Here is a 23,562-nt window from a genome sequence, read left to right as displayed (position 1 = left end):
TTCATCAACGAGCGCGTCCACGCCAATATCCAGAAGGACGGCACCTATTCGGTGGTGCCGCGCATGTGGGGCGGCGTCACCAATTCCGGGGAATTGCGGGCGATCGCCGACGTGGTCGACAAGTTCGATATCCCCCTGGTCAAGGTGACGGGAGGCCAGCGCATCGACCTGCTCGGCATCGAGAAGGAAGACCTGCCGGCGGTCTGGGCGGATCTCGGCAAGGCCGGCTTCGTCTCCGGCCAGGCCTATGCCAAGGGGCTGCGCACGGTGAAGACCTGCGTCGGCTCCGACTGGTGCCGCTTCGGTACCCAGGATTCGACGGGGCTCGGCATCCGCATCGAAAAGTTCATGTGGGGCTCGTGGACGCCGGCCAAGCTGAAGATGGCGGTCTCCGGCTGTCCGCGAAATTGTGCCGAAGCCACCTGCAAGGATATCGGCGTCGTCTGCGTCGACAGCGGCTTCGAGATCCATTTTGCCGGTGCCGCCGGGCTCGACATCAAGGGCACGGAAGTGCTCGGTCTGGTGAAGACCGAGGACGAGGCGCTGGAGCATATCGTGGCGCTGACGCAGATGTATCGCGAACAGGCCCGTTACCTCGAGCGCATCTACAAATGGGCGAAACGCATCGGCCTCGACGAAATCCGTCGCCAGATCATGGGTGATGCCGACAAGCGCAAGGCCTATTTCGACCGCTTCGTCTTCAGCCAGAAATTCGCCCAGGTCGATCCCTGGTCGGAGCGCGTCTCCGGCAAGGACAAGCACGAGTTCCGGCCGATGGCGACGGTCGGTTTTTCAGAAGCCGCGGAGTGAGGGCATGGATATGAACTGGATCTCAATCGGCGACATCTCCGACATTCCGCTGAGGGGCGCGCGCTGCGTGAAGACGCCCCAGGGCAAGATCGCCGTGTTCCGCACGGCCGAAAACGAGGTGTTCGCCATCGAGGATCATTGCCCGCACAAGGGCGGACCGCTGTCGCAAGGCATCGTGCACGGCACGGCCGTTACCTGCCCCTTGCACAATTGGGTAATCTCGCTCGAAACGGGCAAGGCGCTCGGCGCCGACGATGGCGCGGTGCGCACGATTGCCGTGCGCAATGACGGCGGCGCGCTGTTTATCGCCCTCGAAAGCCTGCTGATCGCGGCGGAGTAATCGCATGGATGATTGCGTCCCCCGTTCTGTTCTCTTGCGCGCTACCTCACGCTCTTCCTCATCCCTGTGCATGTCACAGGGATCCAGCAGCGCCGCGTCTACGGCGCGAAGGGGACCCATCACGCGAAAGATTTCGCGTGATTGGATTCCTGTCACAAGCACAGGAATGACGGAGGAAGGGCTTCAGGGCGCCGGTTCAACTGCGCCTCAACGCGGGAGGAGGACAGGCAATGCCCTCTGAGACGAGAACCACCTGTCCCTATTGCGGCGTCGGCTGCGGCGTGATCGCGACAGTGGCCGAGGACGGCGCCGTCTCCGTTCGCGGCGACGTCGAGCATCCTGCCAATTTCAGCAGGCTGTGCTCCAAGGGCTCGGCGTTGGCCGAGACCCTCGATCTAGACGGCAGGCTTCTTTACCCCGAGGTCGACGGCAAGCAGGCCGGCTGGGACGAGGCGCTCGATATCGTCGCCACACGTTTCGCTCAGGCGATCGCAGAACATGGGCCGGATTCGGTTGCCTTCTATGTCTCCGGGCAGTTGCTGACCGAAGACTATTACGTCGCCAACAAGCTGATGAAGGGTTTCATCGGCTCGGGCAACATCGACACCAACTCGCGGCTCTGCATGTCCTCCTCGGTCGCCGGCCATCGCCGCGCCTTCGGGTCGGACACGGTGCCGGGCTGCTACGAGGATCTGGAGCTTGCCGATCTCGTGGTGCTGACAGGCTCCAATCTCGCCTGGTGCCACCCGGTGCTCTATCAGCGCCTTGCCGCGGCAAAGGCGGCGCGGCCCGAGATGCGGGTGGTGGTGATCGATCCGCGCCGGACGATGACCGTCGATATCGCCGACATGCATCTTGCCATCCGGCCGGATGGTGACGTGGCGCTGTTCAACGGCCTTTTCGCCCATCTGGCCGCCAGCCCCACTAACGACCGGTCCTTTATCGCTGCCCATACCAGCGGCTTCGCCGAAGCCTTCGCAGCGGCGAGCGCGCTTGACGAGTCCGCCTTGGCACAATCGACCGGGCTCGAACCGTCGGAAATCACCGCCTTCTTCCGCCTGTTCGAAACGACGGAAAACGTCGTCACCTGCTACAGCCAGGGCGTCAACCAGTCCTCCTCGGGCACCGACAAGGTCAACGCCATCATCAACTGTCATCTCGTCACCGGCCGCATTGGCCGGCCGGGCATGGGGCCGTTTTCGCTGACCGGTCAGCCCAATGCCATGGGCGGCCGCGAGGTCGGCGGCCTCGCCAACATGCTTGCCGCCCATATGGACATCGAAAAGGCCGGGCACCGCGATCAGGTGCGCCGCTTCTGGGGCGCGCCATCGATCGCGACCAGGCCGGGGCTGAAGGCGGTCGACATGTTTCGTGCGGTTGCAGACGGCCGGATCAAGGCGATCTGGATCATGGCGACCAATCCCGCGGTCTCCATGCCGGATGCCGACGCCGTCGCGGCCGCACTCAAGTCCTGTCCCTTCGTCGTCGTCTCCGATGTGCTCCAGGAGACCGACACCACCCGTCACGCCCATGTGCTCCTGCCCTCGCTCGGCTGGGGCGAGAAGGACGGGACGGTCACCAATTCCGAGCGCCGTATCTCCCGCCAGCGCGGCTTTCTCGCGGCCCCGGGGGAGGCCCGCGCCGACTGGTGGCAGCTGAACGAAGTGGCGCGCCGTATGGGGTTCCAGGGTGCCTTCGCCTATACCTCACCCTCAGAAATCTTCGCCGAGCATGCCGGTCTTTCGGCGTTCGAGAATGACGGGCGGCGCGATTTCGACATCGGCGCCCATGCGGAGATCGATGCTGCGGCCTACGACGCGCTCGCGCCGTTCCAATGGCCGCAATCGCTGGGGAAGCCAGAGGGCGAGACCCGCTTCTTTGCCGATGGTGGCTTCTTCCACGCGGATGGGCGTGCCCGCTTCGTCGCGGTTGCGAGCGCCGTGCCGGCCCGCGTCAGCGGCGGCTTCCCTTTGACCTTGAACACCGGCCGCGTGCGCGACCACTGGCACACGATGACCCGCACCGGTAAGAGCGCGCGCCTCTCCGCCCACCTCGCCGAACCTTTCGTCGAGATCCACCCGCGTGACGCGATGGATCTTGGCATCGCCCCCGCCGATCTCGTTTCCCTTGAGAGCCCTTACGGCTCGGCGATCGTCCGCGCACTCATCACTGAGCGCCAGGCGCGTGGGAATCTCTTCGTGCCCATGCACTGGAACGACCAGTTTGCCGCCAAGGCGCGCATCGATGCGCTGGTCCCGCCGGTTACCGATCCGGTCTCGGGCCAGCCGGCCTCGAAAAATGCCGCCGTTGCGATCCGCCGTTTTTCCGCTTCGACCTACGGCTTTGCGGTCAGCGCGTCGAAACCCTCGGGTCTCGATCTCGGCTACTGGGCCGTCGCCAAGGCGAGGGGCGGTTGGCGTCTGGAACTTGCTGCAGAGACGACGCCGGAGGATTGGGTCGCCTGGTGCCGGAAGACCTTTGGCCTTACTGGGGACATCGAGCCGATCGGCTATGCGGATGGGCCCTCCGGCCAAAGACGGCTCGCCTTCTTCGACGGCGATCGCTTGCTGCTGGCGCTGTTTCTCGCACCTGAACCCGTCGCCGTAGCCCGCAACTGGGCGGTCGAACAGCTGAGCGCCTCGCATACGGACCTGCGCACGCGCTTTGCGCTCGTTGCCGGCCGGCCGGGCGCCGACCGGCCGGACCCCGGCGCGACCGTCTGCTCCTGTTTCAATGTCGGCGTCAATCAGATCGTCGCGGCTGTCCGCGGCGGCTGCCGTTCGGTTGAAGCTGTCGGGCGGGCGCTGAGCGCCGGAACCAATTGCGGCTCCTGCCGCGCCGAGATCAGGGGGATCGTCGATGGATGCCTTGCTGCCGCTGCGGAATGAAATTCAATCGCGCCGCGAGCCGGTGCGCATGGCCGCGCTTGCCAAGCTGCCGGTCTTCTGGTCGCTCGAAGCCAAGCGTGTCGTGGTGGCGGGCGGCAGCGATGCCGCGGCCTGGAAGGCGGAACTGCTGGCCGCCTGCGGCGCCGAGGTTCATATCTATGCGCCGGAGGAAGAGCTCGGCGAGGTCTGCGCGGCTTTGATCAGCCAGGGCGCCGCTCATCCCACTGGTCGTCTCGTCCATCACCGCGAGAGCTGGCAGGCGAATGTGCTTGCCGGTGCCGCGCTTGCGGTCGCCGATTGCGAGAGCGACGACGAAGCGCAAGCCTTTTTTGCGGCGGCGCAACAGGCCGGCGTACCGGTCAATGTCATCGACAAGCCCGCTTTCTGCCAGTTTCAGTTCGGTTCCATCGTCAACCGCTCGCCGGTCGTGGTGTCGATCTCGACCGATGGTGCGGCACCCATCCTCGCCCAGGCGATCCGCCGGCGCATCGAGACGCTGCTGCCGCCGGTGCTGAAGGATTGGGCAGCGCTGGCGCAGGCTTTGCGAGACAAGGTCAATGCCCGGCTCAAGCCCGGCGCGCCGCGCAGCGCCTTCTGGGAGCGGTTCGTCGATCTCGCTTTTCAAGCGACACCGGAGGAGGGTGTCGAGACGCGGCTGGTGGCGGAGATGGAGCGCTTGTCGGCGAACCATGCCGCCACCGGTCGCGTGACGCTTGTCGGCGCTGGCCCCGGCGACAGCGAGTATCTGACGCTGAAGGCGGTACGGGCCCTACAAGCCGCCGACGTCATCCTGTTCGACGATCTCGTTTCGAACGAGGTTCTGGAGCTCGCCCGGCGCGAGGCCAAGCGCATGCTGGTCGGCAAGCGCGGCGGGCGCGAGAGCTGCCGGCAGGAGGACATCAACGACATGATGGTGGCGCTGGCGCGCGCCGGCAAACGTGTCGTTCGCCTGAAGGCCGGCGATCCCATGATCTTCGGCCGTGCCGGCGAAGAGATCGCCCGTCTGGAGCAGGAAGGGATCCCGGTCGATGTCGTGCCCGGCATCACCGCCGCAAGCGCCATGGCGGCGCGTCTCGGCCTGTCGCTCACCCATCGCGACCATGCCCAGGCGGTGCGCTTCGTCACCGGCCACTCCCGTCATGGCGGTTTGCCGTCGGACATGGACTGGCGCGCTTTGGCCGATCCGAAGACCACGACGATCTTCTACATGGGCGGTCGCACTGCACCTGCTATCGCCGCGCGCCTCCAGGCGGAGGGATTATCCGGCGAGACCCCGGTCGTCATCTCGGCCAATGTCAGTCGCGACAACGAGCGGCGCTGGCAAGGCGCCTTGCGCGACCTTGCCACAGGCATCGCCGTGATCGGCTACGACGATCCGGTCCTGATCGGCATAGGTGCCGCTTTTGGCGTCAGGCGGGTGCCGAGGGCGGCCATCCGACCTGCGCCTTTTGCCGCAGGTTCGCTTGCAGGTTGAAACCTTCTCTCGCTCGGCGTTGCAATCACCGGCCGCATGCTTACCTTGCCGCGCGGTAGAGTGATGTCGATGACGGGAGATTCGCCAGATGCTGGACCTGCGTGTTCACTTCCTTGAGGCCTATGGATCGCTTGCCGCTTGGCGCGAACAGATTTTGCGCCAGGTGGACGAGACGGCCGAGCGGGTCGGCGCGCGTGTTCCTGCCGCCGACAGTGCCGCTCCCATCGATATCGTCGTCGAAAACAGGCCGGGAGAGACCATTCCCGAACTGGGTGTGGCCGGTAGCTGCTATCGCAGAGGATTGGTCTACCTGACGCTCGACCCCGACAACGAGAACTTCCATGCCAGCCTTGCCGCCGGCGAGTTGCGGAGAATGTTGACGCATGAGCTGCATCATTCCTTCCGCCACGCGACCTGCGGCTACGGCTCCAAGCTCGGCGAAGCTCTGGTCACCGAGGGCCTTGCGGATGCCTTCGATGTCGAGATCAATGGCGGCGACGGCCATCCTTGGAACCACGCGATTGCAGCGGGCGATTGGGCAGATTTGCTGGAGCGCGCCGAGCGGGAACTCTGGGCGGAGGGCTATGATCATGCCGGCTGGTTCTTTGGCTGCGATCGTGCGCTGCCGCGCTGGGCCGGCTATACGATCGGCTATCACCTTGTGAAAACTTATCTCGCAGCGAACCCCGATGCACACCCGTCGCAGATGACGGCGACACCTGCTTCCGTCGTCATCGGCGAAGACTGGGCGCCGTTGGAGCAAGGCCTGCTGGCCGCCGCTTGAGCGGCCAGAGCGGGATGAGGAAAAGTGTGTGCGGTTTTCCGCCCGCATCCCGCTCTAAACCATCGTGATCTAAGAGTAGGGCGCCTCATCGCGGTCGCGTCCGGGCAATTTCCTGACATCGCCGATCCAGGGCAGCGCCGAGGAGCACCAGATCTGCGACCGTGGCTTGAGCTCCCGGCGCTGGTTGATCGTGCCGACCCGGATGCCGACTTCCAACGCATCCTCGTCCGTGCCGGTCGTATAGATCGGCGAGCCGCAGTTCGGGCAGAAGAACTGCAGCCGCTGGCGACCGTTTTCAGCGACCTTCGTATAGAGCTTCGGTTCGCCGCCGGTCAGCCGGAAGTTCTCGCGGGCAGTACCTGCGGTCACGCGATAGGCGGATCCCGTCAGTTGCTGGCAATCGGTGCAATGGCAGATCGCGACGTCGCCCGGATCGATCTCGGCCTCATAGGTCACGTAGCCGCAGTGGCATTGCCCGTCGATGCGCATGGAGGCCTCCCTGAAAGCACAGAAGCTAGAGCGGAGCAGCAAAAAGTGTATGCCGCTTTCCGGGTTTGAGCTTGGATAGCTCACGCCTGACTATCGACGACAATCGCCACTGGCTGCAGCGGCTGGAGGCATGGGGCCACGATTGCGTAAGTAGAAACTTACACGCCGGTGAACAGCCACTCGTGTTCGCGGGCGTTGTGGAACTTCCAGATACGCTTCGGCCCGGCCATGACGTTGAGATAGTAGACGTCGTAGCCGTGTACTGCGGCAACGGGGTGATATCCCTTCGGCACCAGCGTCACGTCGCCGTCCTCGACCGCCATGGTCTCGTCCAGCGAGCGGTCGTCGGTATAGACGCGCTGCATGGCGAAACCCTGCGGCGGGTTCAGCCGGTGATAGTAGGTCTCTTCCAGATAGCTTTCGGCCGGCAGGTCGTCCTGGTCGTGCTTGTGCGGCGGGTAGGACGAGGTGTGGCCACCGGGCGTGATCACCTCGACGACAAGCAGCGACTGCGCCGAACCGTCGTCTTCCGGCATGATGTTGGTAACGTAGCGGGTGTTGGTGCCCTTGCCGCGGGTCGTCTGCGGATGCGTGCCCGGCGCGATGACCTTCGCCTTGAAGCCGTCGCCGCCCGGTGCGGAGCAGATGGCGAGGTCGAGGTCCGAGGTCGCCGTTGCCTGCCAGCGGCTGCCCTTCGGCACATAGACGGCGTATGGCTGGCCCTCGAACGGCGTCATGCGCTCGCCGAGTTCGCCGAAGCTTTCGCCGCCGACGGATACCTTCGCCTTACCGGAGACCAGCACCAGGCAGAATTCCTTGTCGCCGGTCTCGCCTTCTGTCGTCTCGCCTGCCTTCAGTCGTTCGAGCGCGAAGCCGACATAGGTCCAGCCGGCGCTCTCCGGCGTCACGTTTTGCATCAGGCCGGACTTGGCCTTCGGTTTGACGAGCAGCTTGGACATGTGACGGTCTCCCTGATTCCTTTCCCGGGGCGCTCCGAACGTGTGGCTTGCCCCTCACCCTAACCCTCTCCCCGCAGGCGGGAAGAGGGAATCTGGAGTTTGCCGCATGCTCTCCACCTTACGTCGCGAGGAATTGGGGAGCCAGCGGCATATCCCTTCTCCCCGCCAGCGGGAGAAGGTGGCGGCAGCCGGATGAGGGGCACGCCCCGTGAAGTCCGGCAACCGAAAGCATGGGCTTACTTGTCGAGCCCGGCTTCCTTGGCAAAGGCCTTCAGCGACTTCAGCCCGAGCGACTGGTATTCGAACGGGTTGCGCACGGCCGAATCCTGTTCGGCCTCGATCACCAGCCAGCCGGAATAGTCGTGCTCGGCGGCGATTTTCAGCACGGGCAGGAAGTCGACGCCGCCCTCGCTGTCGCCGGGCACGGTGAAGACGCCGCGGCGCACGCCTTCGAGAAAGGAGAGGCCTTCACCTTCGACGACTTTGCGGACGGCCGGCCGCACGTTCTTGCAATGGATGTGACGCACACGATGCATGTATTTCTTCGCGACCTCAGCCGGATCGGAGCCGCCGAACCAGGCGTGGCCGGTATCGAGCAGCAGCTTTGTGGCCGGGCCGGTGTTCTGCATCAGGAGGTCGATTTCCTCGCCGGTCTGGACGATCGTGCCCATGTGGTGGTGGTAGACGAGGTCGATGCCCTGGTCGGCGCAATACTCAGCGATCGCTTCGAGGTCGGCACCGAACTTCTTCCACTGGTCGGCCGGCAGCACCGGCTTATCGTTGGCAACCGACTTCGTGTCGTCGCCATGAATGGCGTTCGAGGTTTCGCAGACGATCGCCACCTTGCAACCATTGTGCTTCAGGAGGTCGAGATGTGGCTGGATCGCCTTCTTCTCGGCCTCGACGTCGTGGGTGAGCAAGTTGGTCGAATGCCAGCCGGAAACGAAGACGAGATCGTAGGAGGCGAGCTTCTGCTTCAGTGCCTCCGGATCGCTTGGCATCTTGTGCCCCTTCTCGATGCCGTCGAAGCCGATCTTCTGGCAATCGGAGAGGCAATCCTCGAGCGTCAGATGCGCGCCGATCGTATGATCGTCGTCGTTGCTCCAGGCGATCGGGTTGGTTCCGTAGCGGATCATGTTAGTCGTTTCCTATAGCATTGTCCGCGCAGGCGGATCGTTCGTGGTGCCTCATGGGTGCGCAGCGGGGACGGGGCGATTGCCCCCTCATCCGGCTGCCGCCACCTTCTCCCCGCAGGCGGGGAGAAGGGAAATGCCGCGCCCTCCGTGTTCCCTCTCCCCGCTCGCGGGGAGAGGGTTAGGGGCCGCTCTCGATGTCTCATCCTTCCGGACGTTGCCCGACAGGCAAAGACGCGGGCGCCGAAAGGGCAATCTTAGCCGAAGCGCTGGGAGGTGAGCGCCTTTACGTAGCCCTCGCGCGCCTCGTTGACTTGCTTGCGGCCCGAGACTTCGGGCACTGCCACATCCCACCAGTGGCCGCCGGCCTCGGTGGTGATCAGCGGGTCGGTGTCGATGACGATGACGGTCGTGCGCGCCTCGCCCGCCGTCTCCTTGAGGGCCGCTTCGAGCTCGGAGATCGAGCCGACCTTGCGGGTGACGGCGCCCATCGCGGCAGCGTGGGCCGCGAAGTCGATCTGCGGCAGCTCGACGTGATGGGTGTCCTTCAAGAGATTGTTGAAGTTGGCGCCGCCGGTGCCCATCTGCAGCCGGTTGATGCAGCCGTAGCCGGCATTGTCGAGCAGCACGATGGTGAACTTGGCGCCGAGCATGATCGAGGAGGCGATCTCCGAGTTCAGCATCATATAGCTGCCGTCGCCGACCATGACGATGACATCGCTCTCAGGCTTCGCAAGCTTGACGCCAAGGCCGCCGGCGACCTCGTAGCCCATGGTCGAGAAGCCGTATTCCATGTGGTAGCCGCCAGGCTCTTCCGCCTGCCAGAGCTTGTGCAACTCGCCGGGCAGACCGCCGGCGGCGCAGACGAGCGTCGTGTTCTTGCCGCCGCGGGCGCGCTGCACGGCGCCGATCACCTGGGCGTCGGAGGGAAGTGCCGAATTGGTCGTGGCGGTCGCCTTGTCGGCAGCGGCGAGCCATTCGGACTTGCCGGCCTTCGCCTTCGCGGTCCAGCTCGGATCGGCCTTGTAGCCGCCGAGGCCACCGGAGATGCGGTTGAGGCCGGCGCGTGCGTCGGCGATCAGCGGCAGGCCGTTGTGCTTGCCGGCATCGAACGGTTGGACGTTGAGGCCGATGATCTTCAAGGCATCATTCTTGAAGAGCGCCCAGGAACCGGTGGTGAAGTCCTGCAGGCGCGAGCCGACAGCAAGCACCACGTCGGCCTCTTCTGCGAGCGCGTTGGATGCGGAGGTTCCGGTCACGCCGACCGAGCCCATGTTGAGCGCGTGTGAGTGCGGCAGCGCCGACTTGCCGGCCTGGGTCTCGACGACGGGGATGCCGTGCTTTTCAGCGAAGTCGCCGAGTTCCTTGGTCGCTTCCGAATAGAGCACGCCGCCGCCAGCGACGATGATCGGCTTCTTCGCTTCCTTGAGCGCCGCAATCGCTGTCGCCAGCTCGTCGAGATCGGGCTCGATCCGGCGCGGCACCCAGACCTTCTCGTCGAAGAAGTTTTCCGGATAGTCGTAGGCCTCCGCCTGCACGTCCTGGCAGAGCGACAGCGTCACCGGACCGCAATCGGCCGGATCGGTCAGCACCTGCATGGCGCGGCGCAGCGCCGGGATGATCTGTTCAGGGCGGGTGATGCGGTCGAAGTAGCGCGATACCGGACGGAAGCAGTCATTGGCCGAGATCGTGCCGTCGCCGAAGCTCTCGACCTGCTGCAGCACCGGATCGGGGCGGCGGTTGGCAAAGACATCGCCCGGCAGGAAGAGCACGGGCAGGCGGTTGACGTGGGCAAGGGCAGCCGACGTCACCATGTTGAGCGCGCCGGGGCCGATCGAGGTCGTGCAGGCCATGAAGCGGCGGCGGAAGCTCGCCTTGGCAAAGGCAATCGCGGCATTGGCCATGCCCTGCTCGTTCTGGGCGCGATAGGTCGGCAGCGTGTCCTTGATCGCATGCAGCGCTTCGCCGACGCCGGCGACGTTGCCGTGGCCGAAAATGGCGAAGACGCCGCCGAAAATCGGCACCTTCTTGCCGTCGATGACGGTCATCTGGCGCGTCAGGAACCGCGCCACGGCCTGTGCCATGGTCAGGCGCACGGTCTTCTGGCTCATAATCTGTTTCCTCCTCGTGGCGGAATCGTCCGGTTCCGCCCTGCTTGCCGCATTGTCGACGGGTGCCCGTCGATCCTATGCCGCCTTTGTTTCACCCAGTTGCAGCCAGAGATCCACCAACGCCCCAAATTTTCCGGCCATATCGGCGATCGCCTGCTCGTCGCTCATCGTGCCGCCGAGCCAGGCCTTGCCGGCATCGGCGAAGATCGTGCGGCCGACGGCGAAGCCCTTGACCGTCTTCGAGGTGCGGGCGGCTGCAAATCCATCCTTGAGCTGCTCGTAGGGCGCTTCGAGGCCGAGCAGCACCACGCCGCGGCAGAGCGGATCGCGCGCCTCGATCACGGCGTCGATCGCCGCCCAGGCGCCGCGGCTTGCCTGCGGCTCGAGCTTCCACCAGTCCGGTTTGAGGCCGGCATCGTAGAGCTCGTTGAGCGCCCGTGGAATCGTCTGGTCGTCGAGCTTGCCATGCTTGCCGGCGATGATCTCGATCAGGATCTCGCGACCGACCTTGCGGGCCGCTTCGAAGGCCGAGCGGAGCTTCGCCACCTGCTGCGCCTTGAGGTCTGCCGGATCATCCGGGTGGTAGAAGGAGAGCACCTTGATGCAATGATCGACCGGCCAATCGATCAGGCGGCTGCCGAGGTCCTGGCTGAATTCGAACTGCAGCGGCCGCGAGCCCGGGAGCTCGATCGGCTTGCCGATCCAGAAATCGCGGTGTGCACCGGCGGCATAAAGCGCATCGCGGCCGTATTTGTCGTCGATCAGCATGCCGAAGCCCGAGCGTCCGGCCGCGACTTGCGCCGCTGCCTTGACCGCCAGCACCTTGAAGGCAGGAATGCGCGCGAGAAGCGCCTGGTCTCCGGCTGCCATGTCTTCGAGCTGGCTGCGATGGTCGATCGCAAGCGCCATCAGAAGCGGAATGTCGCGACGACGGGTGGTTGCCCAGTGAACGTGGTTGATCGCCTCGTCCTTGCGCAGCGCCCGCTCCTTGCTGCCGTTTTCGAGGAAGAACTGTAGTTCGGTCCAGGTCGGGATTTCAGGCGCACAGAGCAGGCGCGAGACGGCAAACGCGCCGCAGGCATTGGCCCAGGTGGCCGAGGTCGCGTGCGGTTCGTTCTTCAGCCAGCCGCGCAGGAAGCCGGACATGAAGGCGTCGCCGGCGCCGAGCACGTTGTAGACCTCGATCGGGAAGCCCTTGCCGACGATGCCGTCTTCGAGATTGTCGGAGATAGGGCCGTCATAGACGATGCAACCCATCGGTCCGCGCTTCAGAACGATCGTCGCCTTGGAAAGCGAGCGGATTGTCTTCAGCGCTTGCAAGAGGTCGCTTTCGCCGGACGCGATCAGCACTTCCTCTTCCGTGCCGACGATCAGGTCGCAATCGGCAAGAACGGTCTTCAGGTGCGCCGAAACCCGGTCGGAGGCGATGTAGCGGCTCTCGCCGGCATCATGGCCGGCAAGACCCCAGAGGTTCGGACGGTAGTCGATGTCGAAGACGATCCTGGCGCCGCTTTCCTTGGCAAGGCGCATGGCCTTGCGTTGGGCGGCGTCGGTGTTCGGCTTGGAGAAATGCGTGCCGGAGACGAGGATGGCGCGGGCCGAGCGGATGAAGTCTTCCGAAACGTCGTCTTCGCAGAGCGCGTTGTCGGCGCAGTTGTCGCGGTAGAAGAGCAGCGGGAAGGACTTGTCGTTTTCGACCGCGAGGATGGCGAGCGCCGTCAGCCGCTCCGGATCGGTGACGATGCCGCGCGTCTCGACGCCTTCACGGATGAGCTGCTCACGGATGAAGCGGCCCATCTGTTCGTCGCCGACGCGGGTCAGCAACGCCGACTTGAGGCCCAGGCGGGCCGTGCCGACCGAGATGTTGCACGGGCACCCGCCGACCGACTTGGCAAAGCTCGAAACGTCTTCAAGCCGCGTGCCGATCTGCTGGCCGTAGAGATCGACCGAGGCTCGGCCGATGGTGATCAGGTCGAGCGACTTTGCTCCCTGTGCCGAAACGTTCTGGCTCACTGCTTCCTCCCCGCGGACACCTTGGCGGGCCCGACCATTTTCGTACTGTGGGTGATGGCGCTATGAAACATAAATTCCGACGTTTCGTCAATATGGAATTTTCATTCTATCTGTTCCGTTTGGCCTAGCCACCTTCGGCAAGGCGCTGACGCTTCTCCGCAATGGCGACCGTAAGCGCCATGGCAAAGGCCATGCTGGCGGAAAGCGAACGGAACCCGGCATGGTCGGCCTCGACCAGTTCGAACCAGACCTTCGAGGATTCCGCGAGCGGCGAGAAGGCCGAATCCGTCAGCGACACGACCGGCACCTTGCGTTCGGCGAGAAGCCGCGCCTGGGCGGCGCTTTCGGAGGCATAGGGGGAGAAGCTGACGGCAAAGGCCGCATCGTTCTTCGTCGCCATGGCCAGCACATCCTCGTCGATGCCGGCGGCCGTGCCGACGAGCTGGTACTTCACCTTCAGCTTGCCGAAGGCATAGGCCATGTAGCTGGAGATCGGGTAGGAGCGGCGCTTGGCGATCAGGTAGATCGTGTCGGCCTTGGCGAGGATATCGACGGCGCGCTCGAAGGCTTCGGGATCGACCGAGGAGGCGATGTTGTCGAGCGAGCGGTGGGCGGCGGCGACGAAGCCGTTGAAGATCGAGCCGCTTTCGAGCTTGCTGTGATCGTTGGCGCTGAGCGCCTTCAGCCGATCCTCGTAACCGGGCGTGCGCTCGCGCAGCCGCGCGCGAAAGATCTGCTGCAGGCTGGAGAAGCCCTCGAAGCCGAAATGCTGGGCGAAGCGCACCAGAGTCGACGGCTGCACTTCGGCGGAGGTCGCGATGCTTGCCGCCGTGCCGAAGGCGATTTCGTCAGGGTTGTCGAGCGAGTAGGCGGCGACCTGGCGCAGCCGTTTCGGTAGCTGCGCCTTGCGTTCCAGAATGGCGGCCTTCAGCGCCTCGAAATCCTGCGGGACCTCCGTCGTCGTTTCCGGCATGGCCATGTCTTATTCGTCTCCTCGGTCTTCGGTGTCGTTTGCATCCTCACTCTAATCGATTAGTCGGGAACGGCATAGAACAGACGTTCCATTTTTCCGGGAGCACTTCCAGCAAAAGTGCGCAGCGGTTTCGCGTCCGGAATGCGCACCAGGATAGAGCGTCCCCAAGTGACCGCAGTCGTTGGAACGGTCTAGATATGCACCCATTCATTGGTCTTGGCCGACTGATAGGTCGCCGACAGCACCTTCTGTACCTCAAAGCCTTCGCGGAAATCGGTCGAGGGTGATTTGCCCCCGGCGATGGCGTCGAGGAATTCCTTGACCTCGATCGCCTTCAGGTCGTTGAAGCCGATCTGGTGGCCGGGAGCCACGCAGAAGGCGCCATAGGGCGGATGCTCCGGTCCCGCCCAGATGGTGCGGAAGCCGCGGGTGCGGATGTCGTCGCCGGTCTTGTAGAGGCGGATTTCGTTCAGCCGCTCCTGGGTGAAGACGATGCTGCCCTTGGAGCCGTAGATTTCGAAATCGTGCTGCATCTTGCGCCCCGTTGCGATCCAGCTGGCCTCGAAGCTGCCGGTGGCGCCGTTCTCGAACCGCACGAAGGCGCGCGTGATGTCGTCGACCTCGACGGCGCGTGTTTCGCTGGAGCCGGCGGCAACGGGGCGTTCCGGAATCTGGATGATGGTTTCGGCCAACACCGCTTTGATCGGGCCGACGAGGTGGCGCATGGAGGCGATGATGTGGCTGCCGATATCGGCAAGCGCGCCGCCGCCGCTGGCCGGGTTCAGGCGCCAGCCCCACGGCACGTTGGCATCGGCCATGAAATCTTCCGCATGGATGCCGCGCATCGAGCGGATCTCGCCGATCTCGCCGCTTTCGATGATGTCTTTGGCAAGGAAGATCAGCGGGTTCTTGAGATAGTTGAAGCCAACCTGGGTGACGACGCCGGCCTTCTCGGCGGCCTCGACCATCTCGCTGCATTCGGCGACGGTCGGCGCCAGCGGCTTTTCGCAATAGACATGCTTGCCATGGGCGATTGCCGCCAGCGCCATTTCCTTGTGCAGGAGGTTCGGCGTGGTGATGTCGATGATGTCGATATCCGGATCGGTCAAAAGTTCGCGCCAGTCGGCAGTCGCCTTGCGGAAGCCGAGTTGGCCGCGAGCCCGTTCAGCGCTCTCGGTGGTCACGTCGGCGACCGAAACGAGATCGAGCTCGAAGGGCAGGTCGAAGACCCGCGCGGCAATGGTGAAGCCGAGCGCATGGGCCTTGCCCATGAAGCCCGTGCCGATCAGGCCGATCCCGAGTTTGCGCTTGCTGGCCATGTTGAAGTCCTCCCGGTCGGCGCCGCTGCAATCGGTCCAAAATGAAATGAATTGTGCAAGTTTTGTCAATATGGAATATTTATTCGAAATGCGACGGTAATAGGGGAACGGTGTCCATCGAAACGGCCAAATCTGTGCGTTCCGGCCAGGCTCATCTTGACGAAGGGGGAATGTGTTAACGCATTTTTACCATGTTCCGTTGGAACATCGCACTTCGTCATGGTTAACGAATCGCTCCGGAGTCTACGGGGCGGAGCTGGAGTGAAATCAGCATGTGCCGCTGGGCAGCCTATCGCGGGGACCCGCTCTATCTCGAGGAACTGGTAACCTCTCCCGCGCACTCGCTGATCGAACAGTCCCATTGCGCGACGCGGGCGAAGACGGCCACCAATGGCGACGGCTTCGGCATCGCCTGGTATGGCGATCACCCGGAGCCGGGGCGCTACCGCGATATCCTGCCCGCCTGGTCGGACTGCAATCTCAAGAGCATTGCCCGCCAGATCCGCTCGCCGCTCTTTCTTGCCCATGTGCGCGCCGCGACCGGCGGTGGCACAAGGCGCGACAACTGTCATCCTTTCGTCTTCGGCCGCTGGTCGTTCATGCACAACGGCCAGATCGGCGACTTCGAGCATCTGCGCCGGCCGATGGAGAGCATGCTCGACAACGATCTCTATTCGGCGCGCACCGGCACGACCGATTCCGAGCTTCTGTTCCTGCTTGCCATGCAGTTCGGGCTCGACCGCGATCCGCTCGGCGCGATCGCCGAGGCACTCGCCTTCGTCGAGCAGCTTGCCGAACATCTCGAACGCCAGGTGCTGGTCCGCTTCACCGCCGCCTTCTCCGACGGCCAGGATCTCTACGCCGTGCGCTATGCCTCCGACTGGAAGGCGCCGACGCTCTACGCGGCACCCATGGGCCCGAGCGGCGGCTATTGCCTCGTTTCCGAGCCGCTCAACGACGACGATAGCGCCTGGGTGGAAATCCCGGACGGCACGGCGGTCATTGTCGGTGAGAATGGTGTCGATGTCCGGCTGTTCTCGACGCAGGGGACGCCGGTGAAGACACGTCAGATGGCTTGAGGCGCAGTATCTTGATGGTCGATGGCAGGTGGCCCCTCATCCGGCTGCCGCCACCTTTTCCCCGCAGGCGGGGAGAAGGGACATGCCGCACTCTCCCGAATCTATCTGCTTGCTGCGAACGCTTCGTTCACTCAGGGCACGTCCCCCCTCGCCCCGCTTGCGGGGAGAGGGCTAGGGTGAGGGGCATCGGTAATTCGGAGCTAGCCCTTGTCGATCCGCGCCAGTTGCTCGGCAATCATCACGGCCAGCTTTTCCGCAACCGCGTCCTTGTCCATCTCCGGCCAGTCGTCGTTGCCGGCAGGGGAGATCAGCTTCACCTTGTTGCGGTCGCCGCCCATGATGCCGGTTGCCGGCGAAACGTCGTTGGCGAGGATGAAGTCGGCGCCCTTGCGCTCGAGCTTGGCGCGGCCGTTGTCGGCGACGTTTTCGGTCTCGGCGGCAAAGCCGATCACGAGCTTCGGCCGCTTGGTATGATGGCCGACCGTCTTCAGGATATCGGGGTTTTCGGCAAGCTGCAGCGGCGGCGGGGCCTCGCCCGGCTTCTTCTTGATCTTGTTGCCGGCAGCGCTGGCTACCCGCCAGTCGGCAACGGCGGCAACCATCACGGCGACATCGGCGGGCAGGGCGGTTAGCACCGCGTCGCGCATTTCCTCGGCCCGCTCCACGTGCACGACCTTGACGCCGGCGGGATCCGGGATCGTCACCGGGCCGGAGACGAGTGTGACATTAGCGCCGAGCTTTGCCAGCGCGGCGGCGATCGCGTGGCCTTGCTTGCCGGAGGAACGGTTGGCGATGTAACGCACCGGGTCGATCGGCTCATGCGTCGGCCCTGATGTGACGATGGCTCTGCGTCCCGCGAGCGGCTTCTTCGTGCCGCCGAGAAGATCCTCGACGGCGGCAACGATTGAAAGCGGCTCGCTCATGCGGCCTTCCCCGGCCTCGCCGCTTTCCGCCATCTCGCCGGCTTCGGGGCCAATGAAGCGGATGCCGTCTTTGGCGAGCGTCGCCCGGTTGCGGCGCGTTGCCGGATGCGCCCACATCTTCGGGTTCATCGCGGGAGCGATCAGCACCGGCCGGTCGGTCGCGAGCAGGATGGTGGAGGCGAGGTCGTCCGCATGGCCGTTCGCCATCTTGGCCATCAGGTCGGCGGTCGCCGGCGCAACGACGATCAGGTCGCACTCGCGCGCCAGTCGGATATGGCCGACATCCTGCTCGTCCTCGCGCGAAAAGAGATCGATATAGACGTGCGAGGCGGACAGCGCGCCGACGGCAAGCGGGGTCACGAACTGCTGCGCGCCGGCCGTCATCACCGGCCGCACGCTCGCCCCGCGTTCCCGCAAACGTCGGATGAGATCGAGGCTCTTATAGGCCGCGATGCCGCCGGAGATGATCAGGAGAATACGCTTGCCCGACAGTGTCATTTGCACCCGGCCTTTCGGCCGTCCTCTTGCCCGGCATGGGCTGCCGGGTTCTACGCGATACCACAATATTCCAGCGGCTGGCCTCGCCAGTGCCTTCGAGATCGAACCTACTTGAGCGATCCGCTGGGCGCAACGTGCCCCACCGGAGGACGTTGCCTGTGCTGACGTCCGTGCGATACGGCGTTTCGCTACGCTAGCCCCCCGGGCATCACCACCGGTTGTTCCCGCCCGTGGCGCGCAATGGAACAAAAGCCGTGCCGCCCGCGTCAGCATGCTCCGGCTTGTTGCCGAAGCCCGGGAATGCGATTAATCCGCTCTCAATCCGCGCAGGGTAAGCTCTTCTCATGCGAATAAATGCGATCACCAACTGGGCCTACGGCGTCACCGTTTTTCTGACGGCACTTTCGGGCGCGGCCTTCATCCTGTCGACGAATAGCGCTCTCGAGGAGAGGCGGGCGGTCGAACAGCATCTTGCCCTCGATACGCTTGGCGAAGAACTTGCACTCGGAGCGGAAGTACGGACCGACGAGGCGCGCCTTTACGTCATGCGCGGCGACGAGCGTCACCTCGAAGCCTTCCATCGCGCGGAGGAAGAGGAGCGCAAGCGCGAAGAGGCGATCAAGACGGCCACGAGTTTCGGCGCGTCCCAGGGCGAGATCGCAGCCCTTCAGGAGACGATGCGCGAGGCAGAGGCACTCGACAAGATCGAGCTTGCCGCCATCGAGGCCTATCAGAAGGGCGATCGCGCGACCGCCCAGGAGAAGCTATTCGGCCCGGAGCACGAGCGCCTGCAGACAGCGCTTCTCAACACGGTCGCACGGTTTCGAGACTTGACCAATGCTCGCACAGGCGGGGCGCTCAACGAGGCACAGGCGCGCAGCGACTGGTTCGCCATCGCGGCCAAGACGATGCTTGGCATCACCGCCGCCCTGTTCCTGAGCGTGCTCTATTTCATTCTCAAGCGCCGCGTCGCCATGCCGCTCACCCGCATGAGCGGCATCGTCACGCGTCTCGCCGAGCAGGACTACGCTGTGGAGGTCCCGCTCGACCGGCGCAGCGACGAGATCGGCGAGATGAACAAGGCGATCCACATCTTTCGGGAAAACGGTATCGAGCGTGATCGGCTCGATGCGGAGCGGCGCCTGGATCAGCAGACCAAGGACCTTATCCTGCAGATGATGCACCGGCTGCAGGCCTGCCAGAGCCAGGACGAACTGGCGGAGGTCGTGGCCCGCTTTGCGCCGCAGGTCTTTCCCAATCTTGCCGGCCATCTCTACGTGCTGAACGACAGCCGGACGCTATTGACCCGCGTCGGCAGTTGGTTCGATCCGCAGCATTCTGCGCCATCCTTCCCGTCCAGCGCCTGCTGGGGACTTCGCCGCGGCCGGCCGCATGTCAGCAATCGCGGTCACAGCGACATCGCCTGCCAGCATCTCGACGACGATGGCGCGGTCGGTCTCTGCGTGCCGCTGACAGCCCAGGGCGATACCATTGGTCTCCTCTATTTCGAGGAGCGCTCTGACGAAACATTCGCAGTCGAAGCGTCGAGCCTCTATCTCGAATTGATCGCCGAAAACATCGGGCTCGCCGTCGCCAATCTTCAGCTGCGCGAGAAGCTCACCAATCTGGCGGTGCGCGACGCGCTGACGGGCCTGCTCAACCGGCGCTGCCTCGACGAGGCGCTGAACCGTGAACCGCGCGGGCAGGGCGGCAAGCCACTCACCTGCCTGATGATCGATATCGACCATTTCAAGCGCTTCAACGATGAGTTCGGCCACGATGCCGGCGACGTCGTCATGCAATATGTCGCGCAGATCATCGTCGATACGGTGGCCGACGCCGGCAGCGCCTATCGTTTCGGCGGCGAGGAATTTACGGTATTGCTGCCGGAAGCAGGCGAGGCGGCAGGTTTCGAGCTTGCCGAGCGGCTGAGGACCAGGATCGGCACCACCCCTCTGTCGCATCGCGGCCGGATTCTGGGCACGGTTTCAGTCTCGGTCGGCATTGCCTCGGCTCCGGACGACGGGCCCGTCGCTACCCTGCTGACGCGGGCTGACGCCGCTCTTCTCGACGCCAAGAACCACGGCCGAAACCGAAGCGTGCGCGCCTCCGGACTGACTTTCGGCGATGACCAGGCGCGGCGCAGTCTCGCCTGATCCTCCGCTTACCGCCGCGCCGCAATCAAATGTCCCGCCTTGAAACGGGCGCATTCGATGCTATCTATTGCCGCGATAGAAATTTGAACAGGATACACGCATCGATGGATTTCACCCTGACCGCCAAGCCGAACCGTCTTGCCATCAGGGAAAACCGTATCCATGCCTGCTTCGATTTCACTCTCCCAACTTTCGTGGTCCACGCCTGAGGGCCGAAGCCTCTTTTCCAATCTCGACCTGGGCTTTGGTGCTTTGCGCACCGGTCTCGTCGGCCGCAACGGCGCCGGCAAGTCGACGCTCCTGCAGCTGATCGAAGGTTCACTCGTGCCGCAGGCCGGCAAGGTCACCGTCGTGGGCAGCCTCGGCATGCTCAGCCAGACCGTTCAGGTCGCGGACGATGAAACCGTCGCCGACCTGTTTGGCATCCGCGATGCGCTTGGCGTCCTCAAGCGTGCGGAAGAAGGGCTGGCCAGCATGGACGAGCTTGCCGCCGCCGACTGGACGCTCGAATCCCGCCTTGAAACAACACTCGCGCGCGTCGGTCTCAATGCATCGGCGAAAACGCCCCTTGCCGCGCTTTCCGGCGGGCAGATGACCCGCGTGAAGCTTGCCGCCCTCGTCTTCCAGGAACCGGATTTCATCCTTCTCGACGAACCCACCAACAATCTCGACCGCGAGGGGCGGGCTGCCGTTGCCGCGTTGATGGCGGGCTGGCGCGGCGGCGCCATCGTCGTCAGCCATGACCGCGAACTCCTGGAGACGATGGACGCGATCGTCGAGCTGACGTCGCTCGGCGCCACGACCTATGGCGGTAACTGGAGCCACTACCGCGAGCGCAAGGCAATCGAGCTCGCCTCGGCCCGCCACGATCTCGCCGATGCCGAGCGGCGTCTCGCCGAGGTCGAGCGCAAGACCCAGGAGGTCGCCGAACGCAAGGCGCGCAAGGATGCCGCCGGCCGCCGCAAGCGTGCCAAGGGCGACGAACCGCTGCTGCTGCTGGACGCCAGGAAGGAACGCAGCGAGAAGACCGGCGGCGACAATGCCCGTCTTGCCGAGCGCCGACGCGATTCTGCGATCGGCGATCTGGCCGAAGCGCGCGAACGTATCGAGATCCTGCAGCCTCTGACCGTCCGCCTGCCTTCAACCGGTCTGCCCGCCGGCCGCAGTGTGCTGCAGGTCGATGATGCCAGCGTTGGCTATCAGCCGGGAATGCCGGTGATCGACCGGTTGTCGCTCTCGATCGTCGGCCCGGAGCGCGTGGCACTGACCGGCCGCAACGGCTCGGGCAAGACGACGCTGCTGTCGTTGCTGATCGGTGATCTCCAGCCCTGGTCCGGCAGCGTGCGCGTCCTGGTCGAATACGCCATGCTCGACCAGCAGGTGAGCCTGATCGATCCTCGTCTTTCGATCCGTGAAAATTTCCGGCAACTTAATCCTGACGCCAGCGAGAACGACTGCCGTGCGGCGCTCGCCCGTTTCATGTTCCGGGCGGACGCGGCCTTGCAGGTCGTTTCGAGCCTCAGTGGCGGCCAGATGCTGCGTGCCGGGCTTGCCTGCGTGCTCGGCGGCCGCCGCCCGCCGCAGTTTCTGATCCTCGACGAGCCGACCAACCATCTGGACATCGATTCCATCGAGGCGGTCGAGGCAGGCCTCAGAGCCTATGACGGCGCGCTGCTCGTCGTCAGCCACGACCGCGCCTTCCTGGAGGCGATCGGCATCAACAGGCGGATCGAGCTTTCCTGACGGGAGAAATTACTCCGCCCAGCGCGCTTCGCCGGTAAAGGCGATCGTCAGCCAGCGGTCGTGGCCGGGATCGCCGATCTCCTCGCCGACCTCGGCGCGGATCCGGTCGAGGTCGGCGAGGGTGCCGACCTTGGTTTCCGGCGTTCCGATAAGATAGACCTCGATCGTCTTGGAGCGCCCGACCTTGGCGACATAGGTGCGATAGTCGGCTTTGCCGCCGCCTGACGCACGCGCTCGTCGAGTTCGGCAGGCGCAACCAGGAAGATCTCCTTCAATGCCTGGAAGACCGTGCGGATCGGCAGCGGGATAAGGCAGAGCGTCAGCACGATCAGGATCGCCGGGTCGACATAGGGCGTCCAATGTTCGTAAGCCGTACCCTTCAACGCCGCGGCGATCACGAAGGCGACGAGCAGGGCCGAGGTGATCGCACCGGACATCGCCCAGGCACGCACGTCGAGCGCCAGGAACTCCGAGCCGATCGGCCGGTTTGCCCGGCGAATGTAGAAAAACATGACGAGGCAGATCACCACGACGACGGCGGCATAGGCAATCGCCCAGTCGAAGGCGAGATGGTTGCCACCCGACAAGAGCGACCCGACGGCGTTGACCATCGCGTAGAAGGAAAGCAGCGTCAGCAGCCCGGCATTGAAGAGCAGCACCATGGGCTCGATGTGCCAGAAGCCCATCTGGAACCGCTTGCTCTGCTTCGGGATCAGTTGGGTCACGCCGAGTGCAAGCACGGTCATGGAGGCATCGACGGCCGAGAAGACGCCGTCGAAGACGATGGAAACCGAGCCCGAAAGCAGACCGAAGATCACGCCCGTCACCCCGACGACGACGGTGGCCGCGATCGATTGCTTGAGGACTGTCTGTTCGCTTGGGGCGGTCATGATGTTGTTTTTACTCCTGTTTCGGCGCGGTGCTTACGGGTTGGCAATGTCGAAATGGTGGCGGCGGCTGCAAACATAGCGGTTTGCCTGCAGGCAAGACAGCTGTTGCGTGCATTTGCTAATAAAGCGAGGCGTTGTGTTTCCAGGCCTCGACGCTCAGAATTGCCGATGTTTATCGGCGGCCGGCGGAGGGGAAAATGATCGTCGAGATGTTGCTCGGTGCCTTATTCGTCTTCGGCACGGTCGCCCTGACGCTCGCGTCCTACTTTGCAATGCGGCTGATCATGGGCGGCGAGGCGGAGGGGCACGAAAAGGAACTTGCCAGTTTGGTCATCTTTCGCATTTCGGCGCTCCATGGCTTGATCCTCGCGCTGGTCTTTGCGCAGGAGATGGTCGAGTACCAGCAGCTCAAATACGAGATGGCTACCGAAGCCGGGGCGACCGCTGACATCTTCTACGACGCCGAACGTTACGGTGAAGCCGTCAAGGCGCCGATCCAGCAGGCGATCTCCGCCTATGCGGCCGAGGTGATCGATGGTGAATGGCAGTCACTGGCGGACAAGGGACGTCTTTCACCACAGGCTTGGGTGCACTGGGATCGCGCCTATCAGCACGTGCTGAACCTGGTCCCGGCCGACAAGCGCCAGGAGAGCCTGCGCAGCCAGATGCTGGAGCGGCTGCACGACATCTCGCAAAGCCGGACCAAGCGGGAAAGCAATGTCGCGGACTCGATCGACAGTATCTTCTGGTTCGCGGCACTCTCCGGCGTCATCTTCATCGCGCTCGCCTATTATTCCTTCCCGCCAATGCGGCGCAATCTGCTGCTGCTCTGTCTCTTCGGCGCCTATACCGGCATCATCCTGTTTCTGATCTATGCCTTCTCCAATCCGTATCAGCCGCCAGCGGCGTTGGCGCCGGGGCCACTCGAACGGGTGCAACAGCAGATCAACGCCTCGTCGGCGCCTGCGACGGGAGGATAA

At 64.3% G+C, this 23,562-nt stretch carries 17 protein-coding genes and 1 pseudogene; 9 read left to right on the top strand and 9 right to left on the bottom strand.

What is annotated here, in order from left to right:
* From ACTJKE_RS18130 to ACTJKE_RS18110, 5 genes and pseudogenes are all read left to right on the top strand, one after another.
* Positions 1 to 810 (top strand): annotated as a pseudogene (locus ACTJKE_RS18130) (nitrite reductase large subunit); the annotation flags it as partial.
* Positions 811 to 814: 4 nt separating this feature from the next.
* Positions 815 to 1,150, top strand: a complete 336-nt coding sequence (gene nirD / locus ACTJKE_RS18125) for a nitrite reductase small subunit NirD (RefSeq protein WP_110877868.1) — start codon at positions 815 to 817, stop codon at positions 1,148 to 1,150.
* 230 nt (positions 1,151 to 1,380) lie between these two features.
* Positions 1,381 to 4,038 carry a nitrate reductase gene (locus ACTJKE_RS18120; RefSeq protein WP_058329126.1) on the top strand — a complete coding sequence of 886 codons (2,658 nt, stop codon included), beginning with the start codon at positions 1,381 to 1,383 and terminating at the stop codon, positions 4,036 to 4,038.
* A complete protein-coding gene (gene cysG / locus ACTJKE_RS18115; RefSeq protein ID WP_058329125.1) occupies positions 4,010 to 5,512 on the top strand; it encodes a siroheme synthase CysG in 1,503 nt (500 codons plus the stop codon). Before ACTJKE_RS18120 ends, cysG begins: the two co-directional genes overlap by 29 nt.
* 88 nt (positions 5,513 to 5,600) lie before the next feature.
* On the top strand, positions 5,601 to 6,296 hold the full coding sequence (locus ACTJKE_RS18110; protein WP_058329124.1) for a DUF2268 domain-containing putative Zn-dependent protease: 696 nt from the start codon (positions 5,601 to 5,603) through the stop codon (positions 6,294 to 6,296).
* Positions 6,297 to 6,365: 69 nt separating this feature from the next.
* Here ACTJKE_RS18110 and ACTJKE_RS18105 read toward each other — a convergent pair whose 3' ends face one another.
* The 7 genes from ACTJKE_RS18105 to ACTJKE_RS18075 form a co-directional block, all read right to left on the bottom strand.
* On the bottom strand, positions 6,366 to 6,785 hold the full coding sequence (locus tag ACTJKE_RS18105) for a GFA family protein (RefSeq protein WP_057247955.1): 420 nt from the start codon (positions 6,783 to 6,785) through the stop codon (positions 6,366 to 6,368).
* A gap of 158 nt (positions 6,786 to 6,943) precedes the next feature.
* On the bottom strand, positions 6,944 to 7,744 hold the full coding sequence (gene iolB / locus ACTJKE_RS18100; RefSeq protein ID WP_058323695.1) for a 5-deoxy-glucuronate isomerase: 801 nt from the start codon (positions 7,742 to 7,744) through the stop codon (positions 6,944 to 6,946).
* A gap of 236 nt (positions 7,745 to 7,980) precedes the next feature.
* Entirely contained in the window at positions 7,981 to 8,880 is a 900-nt protein-coding gene (gene iolE, locus ACTJKE_RS18095; protein WP_058329123.1) for a myo-inosose-2 dehydratase, read from the bottom strand.
* Positions 8,881 to 9,134: 254 nt separating this feature from the next.
* Positions 9,135 to 10,988, bottom strand: a complete 1,854-nt coding sequence (iolD, locus tag ACTJKE_RS18090; protein ID WP_058329122.1) for a 3D-(3,5/4)-trihydroxycyclohexane-1,2-dione acylhydrolase (decyclizing) — start codon at positions 10,986 to 10,988, stop codon at positions 9,135 to 9,137.
* Positions 10,989 to 11,063: 75 nt separating this feature from the next.
* On the bottom strand, positions 11,064 to 13,001 hold the full coding sequence (locus tag ACTJKE_RS18085) for a bifunctional 5-dehydro-2-deoxygluconokinase/5-dehydro-2-deoxyphosphogluconate aldolase (protein WP_058329121.1): 1,938 nt from the start codon (positions 12,999 to 13,001) through the stop codon (positions 11,064 to 11,066).
* A gap of 124 nt (positions 13,002 to 13,125) precedes the next feature.
* Positions 13,126 to 13,980: a MurR/RpiR family transcriptional regulator gene (locus ACTJKE_RS18080; RefSeq protein WP_058329120.1), complete on the bottom strand. Its 855-nt coding sequence runs from the start codon at positions 13,978 to 13,980 to the stop codon at positions 13,126 to 13,128.
* Between the two features lie 185 nt (positions 13,981 to 14,165).
* Positions 14,166 to 15,293 carry a Gfo/Idh/MocA family protein gene (locus ACTJKE_RS18075; protein WP_058329119.1) on the bottom strand — a complete coding sequence of 376 codons (1,128 nt, stop codon included), beginning with the start codon at positions 15,291 to 15,293 and terminating at the stop codon, positions 14,166 to 14,168.
* A gap of 272 nt (positions 15,294 to 15,565) precedes the next feature.
* On the opposite strand from ACTJKE_RS18075, the gene ACTJKE_RS18070 reads away from it, so the two are divergent.
* The gene (locus tag ACTJKE_RS18070) at positions 15,566 to 16,372 is read left to right on the top strand and encodes a class II glutamine amidotransferase (protein ID WP_057247962.1); all 807 of its coding nucleotides are present in this window, start codon (positions 15,566 to 15,568) and stop codon (positions 16,370 to 16,372) included.
* A gap of 200 nt (positions 16,373 to 16,572) precedes the next feature.
* Here the strand turns inward: ACTJKE_RS18070 and coaBC are convergent, their stop codons facing one another.
* Positions 16,573 to 17,793, bottom strand: coding sequence for a bifunctional phosphopantothenoylcysteine decarboxylase/phosphopantothenate--cysteine ligase CoaBC (gene coaBC / locus ACTJKE_RS18065; RefSeq protein WP_113512225.1), 1,221 nt, complete (start codon positions 17,791 to 17,793; stop codon positions 16,573 to 16,575).
* 344 nt (positions 17,794 to 18,137) lie between these two features.
* On the opposite strand from coaBC, the gene ACTJKE_RS18060 reads away from it, so the two are divergent.
* The gene (locus tag ACTJKE_RS18060) at positions 18,138 to 19,949 is read left to right on the top strand and encodes a sensor domain-containing diguanylate cyclase (RefSeq protein ID WP_058329117.1); all 1,812 of its coding nucleotides are present in this window, start codon (positions 18,138 to 18,140) and stop codon (positions 19,947 to 19,949) included.
* Between the two features lie 162 nt (positions 19,950 to 20,111).
* Positions 20,112 to 21,692, top strand: a complete 1,581-nt coding sequence (locus ACTJKE_RS18055) for an ABC-F family ATP-binding cassette domain-containing protein (RefSeq protein WP_113512223.1) — start codon at positions 20,112 to 20,114, stop codon at positions 21,690 to 21,692.
* A gap of 47 nt (positions 21,693 to 21,739) precedes the next feature.
* On the opposite strand, the gene ACTJKE_RS18050 is transcribed toward ACTJKE_RS18055, so the two are convergent.
* Positions 21,740 to 22,582, bottom strand: a complete 843-nt coding sequence (locus ACTJKE_RS18050; RefSeq protein ID WP_440692043.1) for a cation diffusion facilitator family transporter — start codon at positions 22,580 to 22,582, stop codon at positions 21,740 to 21,742.
* A 197-nt stretch (positions 22,583 to 22,779) separates the two neighbouring features.
* Between ACTJKE_RS18050 and ACTJKE_RS18045 the strand changes: the two genes are divergently transcribed.
* Positions 22,780 to 23,562, top strand: a complete 783-nt coding sequence (locus ACTJKE_RS18045) for a DUF4239 domain-containing protein (RefSeq protein WP_057247967.1) — start codon at positions 22,780 to 22,782, stop codon at positions 23,560 to 23,562.

This window comes from Ensifer sp. 22521 (assembly GCF_052044795.1).
In the GTDB taxonomy this organism is placed as follows: domain Bacteria; phylum Pseudomonadota; class Alphaproteobacteria; order Rhizobiales; family Rhizobiaceae; genus Ensifer.
The sequence above is the reverse complement of the archived record's forward strand: the minus strand, read 5'-3'. Positions and strand labels throughout refer to the sequence as shown.

What these genes read in the sequence shown, in the direction of transcription:
- nirD (WP_110877868.1), top strand. Translation starts at nt 815, where the DNA reads ATGGATATGAACTGGATCTCAATCGGCGACATCTCCGACATTCCGCTG.
- ACTJKE_RS18120 (WP_058329126.1), top strand. Translation starts at nt 1,381, where the DNA reads ATGCCCTCTGAGACGAGAACCACCTGTCCCTATTGCGGCGTCGGCTGC.
- cysG (WP_058329125.1), top strand. Translation starts at nt 4,010, where the DNA reads ATGGATGCCTTGCTGCCGCTGCGGAATGAAATTCAATCGCGCCGCGAG.
- ACTJKE_RS18110 (WP_058329124.1), top strand. Translation starts at nt 5,601, where the DNA reads ATGCTGGACCTGCGTGTTCACTTCCTTGAGGCCTATGGATCGCTTGCC.
- ACTJKE_RS18105 (WP_057247955.1), bottom strand. Translation starts at nt 6,785, where the DNA reads ATGCGCATCGACGGGCAATGCCACTGCGGCTACGTGACCTATGAGGCC.
- iolB (WP_058323695.1), bottom strand. Translation starts at nt 7,744, where the DNA reads ATGTCCAAGCTGCTCGTCAAACCGAAGGCCAAGTCCGGCCTGATGCAA.
- iolE (WP_058329123.1), bottom strand. Translation starts at nt 8,880, where the DNA reads ATGATCCGCTACGGAACCAACCCGATCGCCTGGAGCAACGACGACGAT.
- iolD (WP_058329122.1), bottom strand. Translation starts at nt 10,988, where the DNA reads ATGAGCCAGAAGACCGTGCGCCTGACCATGGCACAGGCCGTGGCGCGG.
- ACTJKE_RS18080 (WP_058329120.1), bottom strand. Translation starts at nt 13,980, where the DNA reads ATGGCCATGCCGGAAACGACGACGGAGGTCCCGCAGGATTTCGAGGCG.
- ACTJKE_RS18075 (WP_058329119.1), bottom strand. Translation starts at nt 15,293, where the DNA reads ATGGCCAGCAAGCGCAAACTCGGGATCGGCCTGATCGGCACGGGCTTC.
- ACTJKE_RS18070 (WP_057247962.1), top strand. Translation starts at nt 15,566, where the DNA reads ATGTGCCGCTGGGCAGCCTATCGCGGGGACCCGCTCTATCTCGAGGAA.
- coaBC (WP_113512225.1), bottom strand. Translation starts at nt 17,793, where the DNA reads ATGACACTGTCGGGCAAGCGTATTCTCCTGATCATCTCCGGCGGCATC.
- ACTJKE_RS18060 (WP_058329117.1), top strand. Translation starts at nt 18,138, where the DNA reads ATGCGAATAAATGCGATCACCAACTGGGCCTACGGCGTCACCGTTTTT.
- ACTJKE_RS18055 (WP_113512223.1), top strand. Translation starts at nt 20,112, where the DNA reads ATGCCTGCTTCGATTTCACTCTCCCAACTTTCGTGGTCCACGCCTGAG.
- ACTJKE_RS18050 (WP_440692043.1), bottom strand. Translation starts at nt 22,582, where the DNA reads ATGACCGCCCCAAGCGAACAGACAGTCCTCAAGCAATCGATCGCGGCC.
- ACTJKE_RS18045 (WP_057247967.1), top strand. Translation starts at nt 22,780, where the DNA reads ATGATCGTCGAGATGTTGCTCGGTGCCTTATTCGTCTTCGGCACGGTC.